Origin of the sequence: Pelomonas nitida (assembly GCF_043555975.1) — a bacterium.
Lineage (GTDB): Bacteria > Pseudomonadota > Gammaproteobacteria > Burkholderiales > Burkholderiaceae_C > Pelomonas > Pelomonas nitida.
Genome location: NZ_JBIGIA010000022.1, coordinates 30,903 through 45,280, shown reverse-complemented (window position 1 = coordinate 45,280; position 14,378 = coordinate 30,903). Strand labels below are relative to the sequence as shown.

At 70.2% G+C, this 14,378-nt stretch carries 18 protein-coding genes and 1 riboswitch; all 18 genes read right to left on the bottom strand.

Annotated features, from left to right (window positions below; all coding sequences use genetic code 11):
• Positions 1–48: 48 nt before the first annotated feature.
• Entirely contained in the window at positions 49–420 is a 372-nt protein-coding gene (locus ACG00X_RS21655; protein ID WP_394491455.1) for a (2Fe-2S) ferredoxin domain-containing protein, read from the bottom strand.
• Positions 417–1,424, bottom strand: coding sequence for a precorrin-3B C(17)-methyltransferase (gene cobJ / locus ACG00X_RS21650; RefSeq protein WP_394491453.1), 1,008 nt, complete (start codon positions 1,422–1,424; stop codon positions 417–419). Before cobJ ends, ACG00X_RS21655 begins: the two co-directional genes overlap by 4 nt.
• Positions 1,421–1,831 (bottom strand): cobalamin biosynthesis protein, encoded by a 411-nt coding sequence (locus ACG00X_RS21645; RefSeq protein ID WP_394491451.1) that lies wholly within the window; start codon positions 1,829–1,831, stop codon positions 1,421–1,423. Before ACG00X_RS21645 ends, cobJ begins: the two co-directional genes overlap by 4 nt.
• The gene (locus tag ACG00X_RS21640; protein WP_394491449.1) at positions 1,828–2,631 is read right to left on the bottom strand and encodes a cobalamin biosynthesis central domain-containing protein; all 804 of its coding nucleotides are present in this window, start codon (positions 2,629–2,631) and stop codon (positions 1,828–1,830) included. Before ACG00X_RS21640 ends, ACG00X_RS21645 begins: the two co-directional genes overlap by 4 nt.
• Complete coding sequence (gene cobI / locus ACG00X_RS21635) at positions 2,628–3,455, bottom strand: precorrin-2 C(20)-methyltransferase (RefSeq protein ID WP_394491446.1); 828 nt, start codon at positions 3,453–3,455, stop codon at positions 2,628–2,630. Before cobI ends, ACG00X_RS21640 begins: the two co-directional genes overlap by 4 nt.
• Positions 3,448–4,785, bottom strand: coding sequence for a precorrin-6y C5,15-methyltransferase (decarboxylating) subunit CbiE (gene cbiE, locus ACG00X_RS21630; protein ID WP_394491444.1), 1,338 nt, complete (start codon positions 4,783–4,785; stop codon positions 3,448–3,450). The genes cobI and cbiE overlap by 8 nt, the downstream gene beginning before the upstream one ends.
• A 12-nt stretch (positions 4,786–4,797) precedes the next feature.
• A complete protein-coding gene (locus ACG00X_RS21625) occupies positions 4,798–6,015 on the bottom strand; it encodes a cobalt-precorrin-5B (C(1))-methyltransferase (protein WP_394491442.1) in 1,218 nt (405 codons plus the stop codon).
• Positions 6,012–6,713, bottom strand: coding sequence for a precorrin-8X methylmutase (locus ACG00X_RS21620; protein ID WP_394491440.1), 702 nt, complete (start codon positions 6,711–6,713; stop codon positions 6,012–6,014). The genes ACG00X_RS21625 and ACG00X_RS21620 overlap by 4 nt, the downstream gene beginning before the upstream one ends.
• Entirely contained in the window at positions 6,710–7,708 is a 999-nt protein-coding gene (locus tag ACG00X_RS21615; protein ID WP_394491438.1) for a sirohydrochlorin chelatase, read from the bottom strand. Before ACG00X_RS21615 ends, ACG00X_RS21620 begins: the two co-directional genes overlap by 4 nt.
• Positions 7,705–8,496, bottom strand: a complete 792-nt coding sequence (gene cobM, locus ACG00X_RS21610) for a precorrin-4 C(11)-methyltransferase (protein ID WP_394491436.1) — start codon at positions 8,494–8,496, stop codon at positions 7,705–7,707. The genes ACG00X_RS21615 and cobM overlap by 4 nt, the downstream gene beginning before the upstream one ends.
• Positions 8,486–9,355 (bottom strand): energy-coupling factor ABC transporter ATP-binding protein, encoded by an 870-nt coding sequence (locus ACG00X_RS21605; RefSeq protein WP_394491434.1) that lies wholly within the window; start codon positions 9,353–9,355, stop codon positions 8,486–8,488. The genes cobM and ACG00X_RS21605 overlap by 11 nt, the downstream gene beginning before the upstream one ends.
• Positions 9,352–10,107, bottom strand: a complete 756-nt coding sequence (locus ACG00X_RS21600) for a CbiQ family ECF transporter T component (protein WP_394491432.1) — start codon at positions 10,105–10,107, stop codon at positions 9,352–9,354. Before ACG00X_RS21600 ends, ACG00X_RS21605 begins: the two co-directional genes overlap by 4 nt.
• Before the next feature lie 9 nt (positions 10,108–10,116).
• Complete coding sequence (locus ACG00X_RS21595) at positions 10,117–10,485, bottom strand: energy-coupling factor ABC transporter substrate-binding protein (RefSeq protein ID WP_394491430.1); 369 nt, start codon at positions 10,483–10,485, stop codon at positions 10,117–10,119.
• On the bottom strand, positions 10,482–11,162 hold the full coding sequence (locus ACG00X_RS21590) for an energy-coupling factor ABC transporter permease (RefSeq protein WP_394491428.1): 681 nt from the start codon (positions 11,160–11,162) through the stop codon (positions 10,482–10,484). Before ACG00X_RS21590 ends, ACG00X_RS21595 begins: the two co-directional genes overlap by 4 nt.
• 131 nt (positions 11,163–11,293) lie before the next feature.
• Positions 11,294–11,510, bottom strand: a riboswitch (cobalamin riboswitch).
• 55 nt (positions 11,511–11,565) lie between these two features.
• The gene (locus ACG00X_RS21585; protein WP_394491426.1) at positions 11,566–12,657 is read right to left on the bottom strand and encodes a TonB family protein; all 1,092 of its coding nucleotides are present in this window, start codon (positions 12,655–12,657) and stop codon (positions 11,566–11,568) included.
• A gap of 2 nt (positions 12,658–12,659) precedes the next feature.
• Entirely contained in the window at positions 12,660–13,145 is a 486-nt protein-coding gene (locus ACG00X_RS21580) for an ExbD/TolR family protein (protein WP_394491424.1), read from the bottom strand.
• A gap of 12 nt (positions 13,146–13,157) precedes the next feature.
• Positions 13,158–13,661 carry an ExbD/TolR family protein gene (locus ACG00X_RS21575; protein WP_394491422.1) on the bottom strand — a complete coding sequence of 168 codons (504 nt, stop codon included), beginning with the start codon at positions 13,659–13,661 and terminating at the stop codon, positions 13,158–13,160.
• A gap of 39 nt (positions 13,662–13,700) precedes the next feature.
• Positions 13,701–14,360 carry a MotA/TolQ/ExbB proton channel family protein gene (locus ACG00X_RS21570; RefSeq protein ID WP_394491420.1) on the bottom strand — a complete coding sequence of 220 codons (660 nt, stop codon included), beginning with the start codon at positions 14,358–14,360 and terminating at the stop codon, positions 13,701–13,703.
• Between the last annotated feature and the right edge of the window lie 18 nt (positions 14,361–14,378).

Genomic DNA, 14,378 nt, shown 5'->3' with positions numbered 1-14,378 from the left:
GGGTGACCACAGGTCATCAACACATGCCGCCGGCAGGCCTGCCGGACGTCAGGCGCCACCCTCGCGCCCGGAATCGCCTGGCGCCTGCGCCTGATGGAACACCAACTCGTCCACCGGCCGGCCGCCGCACAGGTGCTGCTCGATGATGCGGTCCATGTTGTCGGGCGTGACGTTGTAGTACCAGGTGCCGTCCGGCTGCACGCACACGATGGGCCCGCCCTTGCAGGCCGCGAAGCAGCTCGCCCGCGTGCGCTTGACGCGCAAGGGGCCCGACGTCAGGCCGGCTGCCTTGAACTTGTCGCCCAGGCTGTCGAACAGCGCCTGCGAGCTGCCGTCGCTGGTGCAGCGTTCGCCGGTGCACACGAGGATGTGGCGGCGGTATTCGCCGATCTTGGGCTTGGTGACGACGGCCTCGGTCATGCCACGTCCTCCTCGGTTGCCACGGCCTCTTGCGGCAGTTCGTCAGGCTCGGCCAGCACGGCCTGGATGTAGTCGGGCGGCAGGCGGTGGCGCTGCGCCAACGTGGCCACGTCGGCCCCTTGCGAATGCTCCAGCTTCAGCTGCTGCAACCAGCCCAGCAGGCCGGTGGACAGCGACCGGCCGGCCTTCTCGCCATCGCGGGTGCTGCCGCCGTCGGCCATGTCGTATTTGTTGGCGTAGCCGCGCGGCGTCACCATCAGGCCATGGCGAATGAAGGTGTTGCTGTTGCCAATCAGCACCGTGCTGAGCATGCCGATGTCGGCCTCGGCCATCTGGTCCAGCGTGGTGAACACGATGTTCTGGCGGCGCCGATAGCCGCTCTTGACGATGGCCACCGGCGTGTCGGCGCGGCGATGGCGCAGGAAGAGCCGCTGCGCCTCCACGATCTGCCGCGTGCGGCGCCCGCTCTTGGGGTTGTAGAGCGCCACCACGAAATCAGCCATGGCCACCGCATCCAGCCGCCGCGCGATCGTGGGCCACGGCGTCAGAAGGTCCGACAGCGAGATGGCGCAGAAGTCGTGCGTCAGCGGCGCGCCCACCAGCGCAGCGCAGCTGTTCAGCGCCGAGGCGCCGGGGATGATCTCCACCTGCACCGCGTCGTCCGGCGTCCAGCCTGCCTGGAACAGCACCTCGTAGGTCGGGCCCGCCATGCCGTAGACACCGGCATCGCCCGACGAGATCAGCGCCACCTTCTTGCCCTGCCGGGCCGCCTCCAGCGCACTCACCGCGCGGTCCAGCTCCTCGGTCATGGACTTGCGGATGATCTCCTTGCCCTCGATCAGATCGGCCACCAGCTTGATGTAGGTGACATAACCGATCACCACATCGGCCTCGGCAATGGCGTCGCGGGCGCGCTGCGTCATGTGCTCGACGCTGCCGGGGCCTATGCCCACCAGCATGATCTTGCCGGTCGCCGGCGGGGGGGTGTCAATGAGATCGGTCATGGCGTCTTCCTTGCTATCGATACCGTCGCGTGGCGCTCGTCGCGGCCACGGTGACGCAGTTTTTCCACCACCAGGGCGGTCATCGGGGTGTCGGGGCCGGCGGCCAGCAACGCGGCGGCTTCGCTGACCGACGGCGTGCCCGTGTGGCGCCGCACCGTCTCAGAGGGGTTGGGCACCGGCACCGCCGCCAGCGCCTGCGGCGCGAAGAACTGCAGCGGCCAGTGCCGCGCGGCAGCCAGCGCGAGCAGCCCCTGCTCATCGGCCTTGAGCGTGATGCTGGCCACACCGTCCACCTGACCGGGCTCCGCCCCCGCCAGCTGCAGCGCCGCATCCACGGCCTCCGTCAGCGTGGCCAGGCTGGTGCCGCGGTCGCAGCCGATGCCCAGCGTCAGCCGGGGTCGCGTCATGCGCCGGCCTCCAGCGGCGGGCGGTACACCACCAGGCGCTCGTTCAGCTGCTCCCACAGCGCGGCCGGCACCGGCGCCTGCGTGACCCACAACACGGCGGCAAAACGCGACAGGTCCACCGCGTCCAGGCGATCGAAGCGCTGCACATTGGCCGGCACAGGCGTGGGGCGGGTCCACCAGTTCGGGCTGCCGGCTTCCTGCACGAAGGCGATGGGTTCGCCGTTCACCACATGGGCCGAAACCCGGGTGATGTTGATCTTGGGCGCCTCCACCCGCCAGCCCAGATGCCGGCCCAGGATGTCCACCGGAATGGTCTTGCCCACGTCCGAGGCGGTGGTGAGCACCGGCGTGCCGCCCATCAGGTCGGCCACGCGCTCGCTCCATTCGTTGGCGCCACCCACGTGACCGGACAGCACGGGGATGACGTACTGGCCCGCGTCGTCCACCACGATGACACCAGGGTCCACGTCCTTGTCGCGCAGATGCGGCGCAATCAGGCGGACCACGGCACCGAGCGAGACGAAGAAGATCAGCTGATCCTGCTCGGCGAACAGCGGCGCGATCTGGTCGCGCAACGCGCCGTCGTAGGCATGCACGGTGTTGGGCAAGCCGGCAAAAGCCTGCGCGAACTTGGCCGAGGTGCAGACCTGCGCCTGCGGCAGCGCCTCGGCCAGGCGTGCGGCCTGCGCGGCGCCATGCTTGGTGATGGCCACCAGGCAGATGCGGGGTTCGGCAGCCGGTACGGCAGCGGGGTGGCCCGATGCATCGGCACCGGTCGAGGAAGGCAAGGCAGTGGTCATGGTGCGGACACTGGGTCGGAGACGGGGTCAGGTGAGGGGCTGCTCTTCTTGAGGCAGCCCTTGATGCGTTCACCGCGGATGCGGTGCGGGTTCTTGACGATGAGCAGCGAGAGGTAGCTGACCTTCTCGCCACGCAGGGCCAGCAGCTCGGCGCCCGAGACACGTCGCTCGTCCGGCGCGCCCACGCGTTCGATGAAATGCGCGCCGGCGAGCAGCTCGCGGCGCTCCAGCCAGTCGATGAGTTCGGTCATCAGCGGCTTGATCTTCATCAGCACCAGCGTGTCGAAGTCCGGCAGCAGCCGCTCCACCGCGCTGACGCCGTAAGCCGCCGGCACGATGGCCACGGTGTCGTCCTGCTCGGCAAACGGCGTGTCGACGCGGGCGCAGGCCGCGGTGAAGGCGTTCACCCCGGCGATGACCTCCACCGGCACCTCGGGCACCAGCTGCCGCACGGTGCGGGCCAGGTGGCCGAAGGTGGCGTAGGTGCTGGCATCGCCCTCCACCAGGAACAGCACGTCCTGGCCGGCCTGCAGCCAGGGCAGCACGGTGTCGGCCGCCTTGAGCCAGGCGCGCGCGAGCTTCTCGCCGTCATGCGTCATGGGGAACAGCAGCTGGGTGTGCGTGGCCGGCGGCGCCAGGCCCGCGCGCTGCACGATGTCGAAGGCGTAGCTCGGCGTCTTGCCGCTGCGGGCCGGGTAGACCCAGACGGTGTCGGTGCGCGACAGGGCCGCCCACGCGGCGCGCGTGATCAGCCCCGGATCGCCCGGGCCCAGGGACACGCCCCACAAGGTGCCGGGGCGCACCGGCGACACGGGTTCATTCATCAGCGGCCTCCTGCGGCGCCTCGGCCGCGCCGCGCCAGGCCGACACGATCCACACCGGGTTCTCCGCCACCATGCGGTGCATGTGAAGAATGGGTTTGCTGCGCGCTGCCTGCAGCTGCACCACGTCCCAGCGCAGCCCATCGATCTGGGCCTGCAGCGCTTGCAGAGCGGCGGTGGCCGCAGCGAGGTTCTCCAGCGTCACAAAGTTCATCACCAGCCGGCCCTCGGGGCGCAGCCGCTCCAGGACCAGCCCGATCAACGCGCCCAGCTCGCCGCCCGAGCCGCCGACGAACACCGCATCGGGCGCCGGCCAGGCCTCCAGCCCGAGCGGCGCCTTGCCGTGCTGCAGGCTGTAGTTGCTGACGCCGAAGGCCTCGTGGTTGCGGCGCGCGATCGCCACATCCGCCTCGTTCTTCTCGATGGCATACACATGGCCCCGCGGGCACAGCCGCGCCGCTTCCAGGCCCACCGAACCCGAGCCCGCACCGATGTCCCACACCACGCTGTCGGCGCGCAGCTGCAGGCGCGCCAGGCTGACCGCGCGCACCTCCTGCTTGGTGATCAGTCCCTTGTCCGGCTGCCGCTGGTGGTAGGCCGCATCGGGCAGCCCGAAGCTCACCGGCCGCGGCGCCGGCCGCTGGCGCCACAACAGCACGACGTTCAGGTCGGCGAACTGCATCTGGGCGGCCTCGGCGGGTGCCAGCTGCGGCAGCACGCGCTCCTGCGGCTGCTGCAGCCGCTCGGCCACCGCCATCTGGAAGTCATCGCCCAGGCCCTCGGCCAGCAGCAGGCGCGCGATGCGGTCGGGGCTGTTGTCGGGGCTGGTCAGCACCAGCAGCCGGTCGTGGGCGCGCAGCGCCTGCGCCAACGGGTACAAGCCGTGCGCGGGCGTGCTGCCGCGGGCCCACTCGCCGGCGTCCTTGCCGTGCGCCGACACGATGCGCGCGTCGTGCCAGGCCAGGCCGATGCGCGCACAAGCCAGCTGCAGCGTCGAGAGATGGGGGTGGATCTGCAGCGCATCGATGCACAGATGCTGGGCCAGATACGGCGCGATGCCGTGGCACAGCGGGTCGCCCGTGGCCAGCACCACGCAGCACTGCAACTGCTCGCGCGCGGCCCGCACCCAGTCGGGCACACGGCCGAGCGCGCCGGTGAGGTCGTGGCGCACGGCGCCGGGCTTGAGCCAGTCATCGAACAGCGCCAGCGTGCGGCTGCCGCCGATGACCACATCGGCCGAGCGGATCAGCGCGCCGGCCGTGGCGCCCAGGCTGGCCATGCCGTCGTCGAGCACGCCGATCACATGGCAGGGGTTGGGATCTCTTTCAGACATGTCGTGAGGCGCTCAAAGGTCGGTGTCGGCGGGCGCGTCAGCGTCCGGCAGGTGGTCGGTGCCGGTGCGGCCGGCGGTGGCGGGGCGCTCGCGCACGCGGGCCGGGCCCGAAGCGACATCGGCCACGCACTGCCCGTTGAAGTCGCACACCAGCACCCGCAGCGCAAACGCGCGGTCGTAGCGGTCTGGCGCCAGCAAGGTGTCGATGGCGGCTTGCGCCAACGCGCGGTGGAAGGCGTCGCCCAGGCCGCGCTCCACCATCAGCTCCGCGCCGAAGCGGGCCGTCTCGGCCGCCGCGATGGCCTGGCAGTCGGCCTCGGCCGCACCGATGCGCCGGGCGATGTCGGCCACCAGATCGGTGTCCACGACGTTGCGGTTGGCATGCGTGATGGTTTCGCCCTGCGCGATCTTGGTGAGCTTGCCCACCATCACCGCTAGCACCACCAGCTCAATGCCCTGGGCCACCACTTCGTCCAGCGCGTAGCGCAGGAAGTCGCCCATCTGCACGAAGCAGGCCTGCGGCAGCTCGGGGCGTTCCGCGCGCAGCGCAGCAATCGCAAAGCTCTCGGTGCGGCCGCCGGTGGTCAGCGCCACCAGCCCATGACCCACGGTGGCCGCCACCTGCACGCCCTGCACCACGCTGGCCCGCCAGGCCGCCGTGGAGTACGGGCGCACGATGCCGGTGGTGCCGAGGATGCTGATGCCGCCGAGGATGCCCAATCGCGCATTGGTCGTCTTGCGGGCCATCTCCTGGCCGCCCGGCACGCTGATGGTCACGGCCACGCCATGCTGGGCCAGCAGTTGCGGTGCGGCTTCGCGCAGGTTGTCGGCGATGTTGCGGCGTGGCACGGGGTTGATGGCCGGCCCGCCGACGTCCAGGCCCAGGCCGGGCATGGTGACGTGGCCCACGCCGTCGCCGGCATGGAAGCTCACCTCCTGGGCGCGGCCGGGCAGCAATTGCAGATCGACGGTGAGGTGGGCACCATCGGTGCAGTCCGGGTCGTCGCCTGCGAACTTCACGACCATGGCGTGAGCCATCTCGCCCGCGCTGCGGCCGTCATGCACGTCGAACCAGACACGGTCGCCATTGGGCAGCAGGCTCTCGATGCGATCGGGCACCGCGCCGCCGGCCAGCCCCAGCACCGCCGCACGCGCCGCCGCGGCCGCACAGGCGCCCGTCGTGAAGCCGGTGCGGGTGCCGCGCGGGGGTGCCGGCTCCTTGGCCTTCATGCACGCGGCTCCGGCAGCGCCGCAGCGGCCTGGCGCTGCTGGGCCTCGGCCAGGGCCAGCAGCGCGTGCAGCGCGGCCACCACCAGCGTGGAGCCGCCCTTGCGCCCGCGAATGACGATCCAGGGCACCTGCGACACCTCGCTCATCAGCGCCTTGGATTCGGCCGCCGAGACGAACCCCACCGGCATTCCCACCACCAGGGCCGGGCGCGCGCCGTCATCGCGGATCAGCCGCACCAGCTCGATCAGCGCCGTGGGCGCGTTGCCGATGCCAACGATGGCGCCGTCCAGCAGCCCTTGCCGGTGGGCCTTGCGCATGGCCTGCACCGCACGCGTGGTGTCTTCGGCCTGCGCGGCCTGGATCACGTCATCGTCGCTGATGAACTGCCAGGGCTTCATGCCGAAGTGATGCAGCCGCGGGCGCGACAGCCCGGAGCAGATCATCTCCACGTCGGCCACGATGGGCGCGCCGCCGCGCAGCATCGCGGCCACGCCGGCCTCCACCGCCGCCGGATGGAACTCGGTCAGGCCGTTGAAGTCGAAGTCGGCATTCGCATGGATCATGCGGCGCACGATGGCCCATTGCGACGGCGTGTACGCATGCGGCCCGGCCTCGGCATCGATGATGGAAAAGCTGTCGTGCTCGATCACCTGGCCGGCGCGTGTGAGCTGCTCGGTAACGGTGTTGACCGTGCTCATGCCGGCTGGCTTTCGTGCGGATGGGCATGAGCATGGTCGTGGCCATGTGCATGAGCATGGTCGTGGTCATGGCCGTGCGCATGGTCATGCGCACCCGCCGCGATGCCCGCCGGATGCACGTGGACGACGTGTTCGTGCGCGTGCTCGTGCGTGTGCTCATGCGAATGGCCGTGGCCCGCGTCGTGCGCCAGCTCGCGGTAGCTACAGCCGTCGCAAGGCAGGCGGCTGTCGGGCACCTGCGCGTCCAGGTCCAGCACGCGCTGCGTCATCAGCTCGAAGATCTCCGGCTCGAAACCGAAATGCTCCGTGCAGTGGAAGCGCAGCTGCGGGTATTGCAGGCGCAGGTGCGCCACCTGCCGGTGGATGCGCTGCATCAGCGTGCCGGTGTAGAGGTAGTAAGGCAGCACGACGATCTGCGTCATGCCCAGCAGCGCCTGCCGTTGCACCACGCGCTCCAGCCGGGGCCAGGTGATGCCGGTGAAGGCCAGGTCCACCAGTTCGTGGTCGCCCGACTCCAGCAGCCAGCGCGCCATCTTGGCCATGTCGCCATTGGCGCCGCGGTCAGACGAGCCCCGCCCCAGCAGCACCACGCCGGTGGTGGTGGGGTCGGGCATGTCCAGCGCCTGCATGGCCTTGCGCAGGCGGCGGCGCAGCACGGCCAGCACCGGGTCGCAGGCGGTCAGGTGCGGCGCCAGCAGGATCTCGGTCTGCGGGCAGCTCAGCCGCGCCTGCTCGATGGCTTCGGGCACTTCCATCTTCACGTGGCCGGCGGCATTGAGGATGAGCGGCACCACCAGCACGCGCCGGGCGCTGCGGGCAGCAGCGAGCAGTCCCTGGTTCAGCGACGGCGCGGCGAACTCGATGAAGCAGACCTCGATGCGCCACGCCGGCTGGCGCTGCCGCCACTGGTCGGCAAAGGCCAGGATCTCCTGGTTGCCGGAATCCTCGCGGGAGCCGTGCCCCACGATCAGGACGGTGTCGGTGGGGCTGATCATGCAGTGGCCTTTCGGAATCGATGGGTGAAATGAGGGTCGTAAAGCTTGGAGCGCACCAGCGTCTCCCAATGACGCGAGCCCAGCGTGGGGCTCGCAACGATCATGGCCTGGCTGACCACGCCGGCCTCGCGGCAGCGCTGCTTGATGTCGGCCAGCGTGCCGCGCAGGATGAGTTCTTCGCCAGGCCAGCTGGCCTTGTGCACCACCAGCATGGGCGCGTCTTCGGGCCAGCCGGCTGCGCGCAGCGCGGCCTCCACCTTGTGCAGCAGCGTGATGGACAAAAAGATGCACAGCGTCGTGCGGTGCGCCGCCAGCGCCGCGAGGTCTTCGCCCTCGGGCATGGGCGTGCGGCCCGCCACGCGGGTGAGGATCACGCTCTGCGTGACCTCGGGCAGCGTCATCGACTCACCCGCTGCCGCCATGGCGGCCATGGCCGACGAGACGCCGGGCACCACGCGCCACGGCACGCCGGCCGCGTCCAGCGGGCGTGCCATCTCGATCAGCGCGCCGTAGAGCGACGGGTCGCCGGTCTGCAGGCGCACCACCGTCTGGTGCTGGCTCGCACGGCTCACCAGCCATTCGGTCATGTCCTCCAGCGTCATGTCCTTGGAGTCGCGAACATCGCAACCGGGCGGTGCATAGGCGGTGGCGGCGCGGTCCACCAGCGAGCCGGCAAACAGCACCGCACCCGCCTGGGCCAGCAGCTTCTGGCCTTTGACGGTGATGAGCTCCGGGTCGCCCGGGCCCGCGCCGACGAACCAGACCGTGCCGGGGAGTTCAGCCTTCATGGATCAAACTTTCTGTAGCAACAGGCTGCGGGCGAGCGCGCAGCGCCGCCAACAAGCCTTCGATGGAACGAGGCACCGGCGCCGCCGGCAGCAGGCCCTGGCGCGCCAGCTCGGCGTGCAGGGCCATCACCTCGGGCGGGCGCTGCCCCACGTCGGCCCAGGCCTGCGGTTGCGCCAGCAGCGCCTGGGCCGCGCGCGAGAGCTGGCAACGTCCGTTCGCCATCACATGGATGTCGTCGGCCCAGGCGGCCGCAAAGGCCGCGTCGTGGGTCGACACCAGCACCGTCACGCCCTGCATCGCCAGCGCATCCAGCAGGTGCTGCAGGTCGATCTGCATCGGCAAGTCCAGGCCCGCCATGGGTTCGTCCAGCACCAGCAAGCGCGGCCGCATGGCCAGCACCCCGGCCAGGCAGACGCGCTTCTTCTGCCCGAAGCTCAGGTGGTGCACCGGGCTGCGCGCATGGGCCTGCATGCCCACGGCTGCGAGCGACTCGGCCACCCGCTGCCGCACCTCGGCGTCCGGCAGGCCCAGGTTCAGCGGGCCGAAGGACACGTCCTCCTCCACATGGGCCGAGAACAGCTGCCGGTCGGGGTTCTGAAACACCAGCCCCACCTGCTGGCGCAACGCGCGCAAGCCGTCGCGGCCGTAGCTCACCGGCTGCCCCTGCCACTGCAGCGTGCCCGACTCGGGCTGCAGCAAGCCGTTGAGATGCAGCATCAGCGTGGTCTTGCCCGCGCCGTTGGCGCCCAGCAAGGCATTGCGGCTGCCGGGGCGCAGCGCCAGGCTGCAGTCGCGCAGGCCGTGGCTGCCATCCGGGTAACGATAGGTGGCGCCGCGCAGCTCGATCAGCGGGCTCATGCCCCACCTCCAACCCGCGTGGCCAGCACGGCCAGCACCAGCGCCAGGCCGCCCAGCAGCGCCACGGCATGATGGCGCCCGCTGCGGGCCCACTGCGGCGTCAGAAAGCGCAGCTCGCCGGTGTCGTTGCGCGCCTGGGCCGCCGCCTGCAGCGCGCTGGCCCGGGCCCAGACCTGCACCGCCAGGCAGCTGATCAGCCGCGCCGTCGAGCGCAAGGCCTGGCCCGGCGTGCCGTGGCCCAGGCGGGCACGTTGCGCGGTGAGGCCGTCGGCCCAGGCTTCGCCCAGCACCGCCTGCATGCGGTAGGCCAGCAGCATCAGGTCCAGCAGCAGCGGCGGCACACGCAGCCGGCGCAGCAGGCCCAGCAGGTCGCCGAGCGGCGTCGTGAGCACCAGCAGCAGCAAGGCGGTGCACAGCGCTGCGGCGCGGCTGGCCGTCATGAGCACCTGCGGCAGCAGCTCCGGCGCAAAGCGCCAGGCCAGGCCGTCACGGCCGGGCGCCAGGGTCACCAGCATGCTGAGGCAGGACAGCGCCAGAAAGCCCAGCGGCGCCCGCAGCACGCGCACGTAGGCGCGCCAAGGCGTGCGCGCCCCGGCCACGGTCACGGCCGCCAGCAGCAGCGCGAGCAGCAGCGCCGCCGCCGGTGAAGCGGCCAGCCAGGCTGCCGCCATGGCCGCTGCACAAAACAGCGCCTTGGCGGAGGGCGCCATGTGGCGCCACGGGCTGGCATAGGCCAGGCGTTCAATGGTCACGGCAGGCGATCAGGGCTGCGGCGGCGTGGCCGGGGGCGGTGTGTTGGCCGCCGACGCCTCGCCATCACCGCGCGCGGCGGCTGCGCGGGTCTTGGAGACCCCCAACCAATAGCCGATCACGCCGGCCCCCAGCGCGGCCTGCAACGCGAACAGCAGCGACGCGATTTCGCCGCTGGACGGCTCGAGCACCGGCCTGAACCAGGGCTTGTAGTCGGGCGCGATGCGGGTGATGGCCTGCTGCGCGCGAGCGTCTGCCCCTTCGAAGAGTTCGCCGGCGGCGCCCTGCTCATCGAGCGGCCCCTGGCCTACCCACAGCAGCGGCACGGTGGTCAGCGCCACCACGGCGGCCCACATCAACCAGGCCTTGCGTCTGCTCATGGCATGGCCCTGCGTGGCAGCGCGAGCACCGGCAGGTGCTGCAGCTCGCGGGCGTTGAATTGCGCCATCGCGTTGACCACCAACACCGTCAGCAGGCCTTCCGTGATGGCCAGCGGCAACTGCGTCAGCGCGAAGATGCCCGCGAACTTCTCGAAGGACAGCAGCACGCCGCCCACGGGATCAGGAAAGGCCAGCGCCAGTTGCAGCGAGGTGGTGACATAGGTGGCCAGATCGCCCAGACAGGCGGCCAAAAACACCGCCGGGCTGCGCGCCAGGCCCAGCACGCAGGCGAGCCGGAACACCCCGTAGGCCACGAACGGCCCGACGATGGCCATCGAAAACACATTGGCGCCCAGCGTGGTGAGGCCGCCATGGGCCAGCAGCAGCGCCTGGAACAGCAGCACCACGAAGCCCACCGGCACCATCGCCGCCGGGCCGAACAGCAAGGCGCCCAGCCCCACCCCGGTCGGGTGCGAGCAGCTGCCGGTGACGGAAGGCAGCTTCAGCGCCGACAGCAAAAAGGCGAACGCGGCACTGACCCCCAGCAGCATGCGCTGATCGGGCTGCTCACGCAGCCGACGGCCGGCCGCAGCCAGGCCCCAAGCCAGAAACGGCGCGGACGCCACCGTCCACGCCAGCGCATGCTTGAAAGGCAGAAAGCCCTCCATGATGTGCATTCGATACCTCCCGTCGAATGGTTCAAACTGAACACCAATCGAGGGGAGACATGGCGGCGACATCGGCAGCCCGGGTGCTGCGTGCAGGCAGTGCGGGTCCGACAGCGACGTCCCTCACCCCGGGGAATGGTGCTGACATCTGCCATCGGGCCGGTATTCTGGCTGGCCGTCTTCCTCTCCTGCGCCTTCCCGTGCGATGCACAGTGGCTGGTTGCAGGATCGTCAGGCTTACAGCAGCGGGGGCTGCACCGGAATGGCGGTCAGATCGATGGACCTGCCCGCTTCACCGGTTTCCCGTTTAACGCGCCGCTCGTGAGAACGGCGCGCACCCAAGGCGCGGCGGATGTTAACCGCAGCCTTGGGCGCTCACCTGGAGAACGCCACGCGGGCGCGCCAGGAGGCGTCAGGACGGCAGGAAGTCCAGCGGGTAGGTCACCACCATCTGGTCCACCTGCTTGGCGCCGAAGTCGAACTGCTTGATGCGTGCAAGCAGCTTGCGCTCCAGCTCGGGCGTCTTCAGCTCGCTGGAGACGATGCGGCAATCCACCACCTCGCCCGACGGCGCGATCTTCAGTTCCACGACGACCTTGCCCTGCAGCGCGGGGTCCTCCCGCAGTGCACGGTTGTAGATGGCGTAGATCGAACCCTTGTTGCGCTCGAACACCAGGCGCACGTCCTCCAGCGACCGCGAGGCCTTGCCGCTGCCGCCGCGCTGCAGCGAGCCGCCGGCCCCACCATTGCCGCCGCCCAAGGTGTTGCCCTTGCCACCCTGGCCGCCGCCGCCGACACCCCCGCCGCCGCCACCGCCCACCACGCCTTCCACCAGCGTCGTGGAGCGGCCGGCCAGGCCGCCACCGCCGGTGTTGCGGCTGTAGGCCGCCGTGTTGATGCCGCCGCTGCCGCCGGCCGCGTTGGAGGTGATCATGTTGCGGTCGGGCAGACCGGCCTCGTTGCCGGCACCCACGCCGGGGCCGACACCGGCGCCCACGCCAGGCCCCTGCTTGATGTCCTGCCGGAGCTGCACGGCGGCCGGCGCCGCATGCAGCGCACCGATCTCGTCCTTCATCGCCAGCAGACCCACGCCGGCCGCCTTGCGGCGCGCGGCCGCGACCTCGCCCGGCGCGCGGTCGGGCAACGGATTGCGAGCCTCCGGCACGGGTGCGCCCTGCAGCGGCGGCGCCTTGGGCAGTGGCCGGGCTGCCGGCTCCTGCGCCTTCTCGGGCTCGTCGCGGGTCGGCGCCTCCGGCTTGGGCTTGACGGGCGGCGGCAGTTGCTCCTTCTCCACCTTCTCCACCATAAGCTTGGCCAGGCGCGCCGGCAGCTCGGGCGGCTTGGCGCGGTCGACGACGGGCTTGGGCATGAACAGCAGCACCAGGCACACGACCGCCACCGCTGCCAGCACCGTGTGCAGGATGCGACGATAGCGGGCATCGTCTTCCGGCACGTCGGCCCAGGCCAGCACGTCCGGGCGGAACGTAATCGCGAGCGCGGACATGGTCAGGTCTTCCTTTGCACGGCGAAGGCGATCTCGACGAAGCCGGCGCGAGCGCCGGTGTACATCACCTTGCGCAGCAGGCTGTAGGGGATGTGCTTGTCACCCAGGATGGTCACCGCCTTGCTGGTCCCGTCCTTGTCGGCACCCAGCACGGGGCGTGCGGCCAACAGGTCCAGCTCGGCCTTCAGTGCCGGGATCAGGTCGTCCTGCAGCTTCAGCGCGTCGGCCACGTCGGCGACCTTGCGGCCCTCGACGACGATCTCCGTGTCGCTGACCGAGACGACGATGGTCTGGCGCGGCGTCTTCTCGGCCACCGACATCGGCAGCTTCACGGCACGCGCATTGGTCAGCGTCTCGATGCCCGTGCTGGACATCAGGAAGAAGATCAGGATGGTGAAGATGTCGATCAGGGCGACCAGATTCATGTCGAGCCCCGAGTTGTTGCGCGCGAGGCGGGCGGCACGCTTCTGGACAGGCGTCAGTTTCATGCGCGGCCTTTGCTAGTTCTTGCGTGCGCTGGTGGGCGCGTCCCCGATCGAGATGTCCGGGAACAGCTCGATGTCGGGCGTCTTGCCGGTGGCACCGGGCGGCCGGGCCTGGCGCACCGCGTCCATGACCTGCACGAGGTTGTCGTAGGCGGTGTCGGGCTGGGCCAGCACGCTGGCCGACCGTGTGGCCGGGTGCTTGGCCTTGATGGTCTGCATCAGCGTGGACAACGTGGCGAGGTCATAGCCCTGCGGCGTGGACGGGATGCGCTGGATGAGGCCGCCGATGCGGTCGCCCACCTCCAGCGCGTCGGGGCGCATGACGATCTCGAGCTTGAGCAGGTTGTCGGCATCGATCTGCTCGGGCCCCGAACTCTTGGCCGGCAACGACAGGTCCAGCACCGCCAGGTGCGAGAACACCGCCGTGGACAGCAGGAAGGGCACCAGCACCACAATGACGTTGATGAACGCCGTGACTTCCAGATGGACCACGTGCTTGCGCGGACGGCGAACCGGCATGATCAAGCCTCCTGAACTGGGTGGTTCGGCATGGCCACTTCAGCGGCCCGACGCGGCTTGCTGCTCGGCGCGGATGCGGCCCGTCACGTTCAGGAAGCTGATCTTGGCGGCTTCCAGGCCGTCGACGATCTCGCTGGTGCGCGCCTGCAGGAAGGCGTGGATGAGCAGGAACGGAATGGCCACCGACAGCGCGAAGGCGGTGTTGTTCATCGCGATGGAGATCGACGCCGACAGCAGCTCGGCCTTCTCGGCCGGATTGACGGCGGCCACGGCGGTGAAGCCCTTGATCAGGCCGATGATGGTGCCCAGCAGGCCGACCAGCGTGATCACGTTGGCGAGCGTGGCGATGTAGTGCGTGCGCTTCTCCAGGCGCGGCACGATCTCCATCATGCCCTCCTCCATCGCCGCATCGAAGTCTTCGCGGCGGCCCGGGCTCTGCATGCGCTCCAGGCCGTTGACGACGATCTTGCCGATGGCCGCCTCGGAGCTGGTGGCGATGTTGTGCACCTCCTTGAACCGCCCACTCTGCAGCACCGGCAGCATCTTGGCCCACAGCTTGCGGTTGTCGGCCCGCGCCTGGCGCAGGAAGATGAAGCGCTCGATCGCGATCGCCAGGCCCACCGCCATGATGGCGATGCTGAAATAGATAGCGACGCCGCTGTCCTGAAAGAATTTGACGGCGAAATCGACGACGCTCATGGGCTTCTCCTGAAAAAG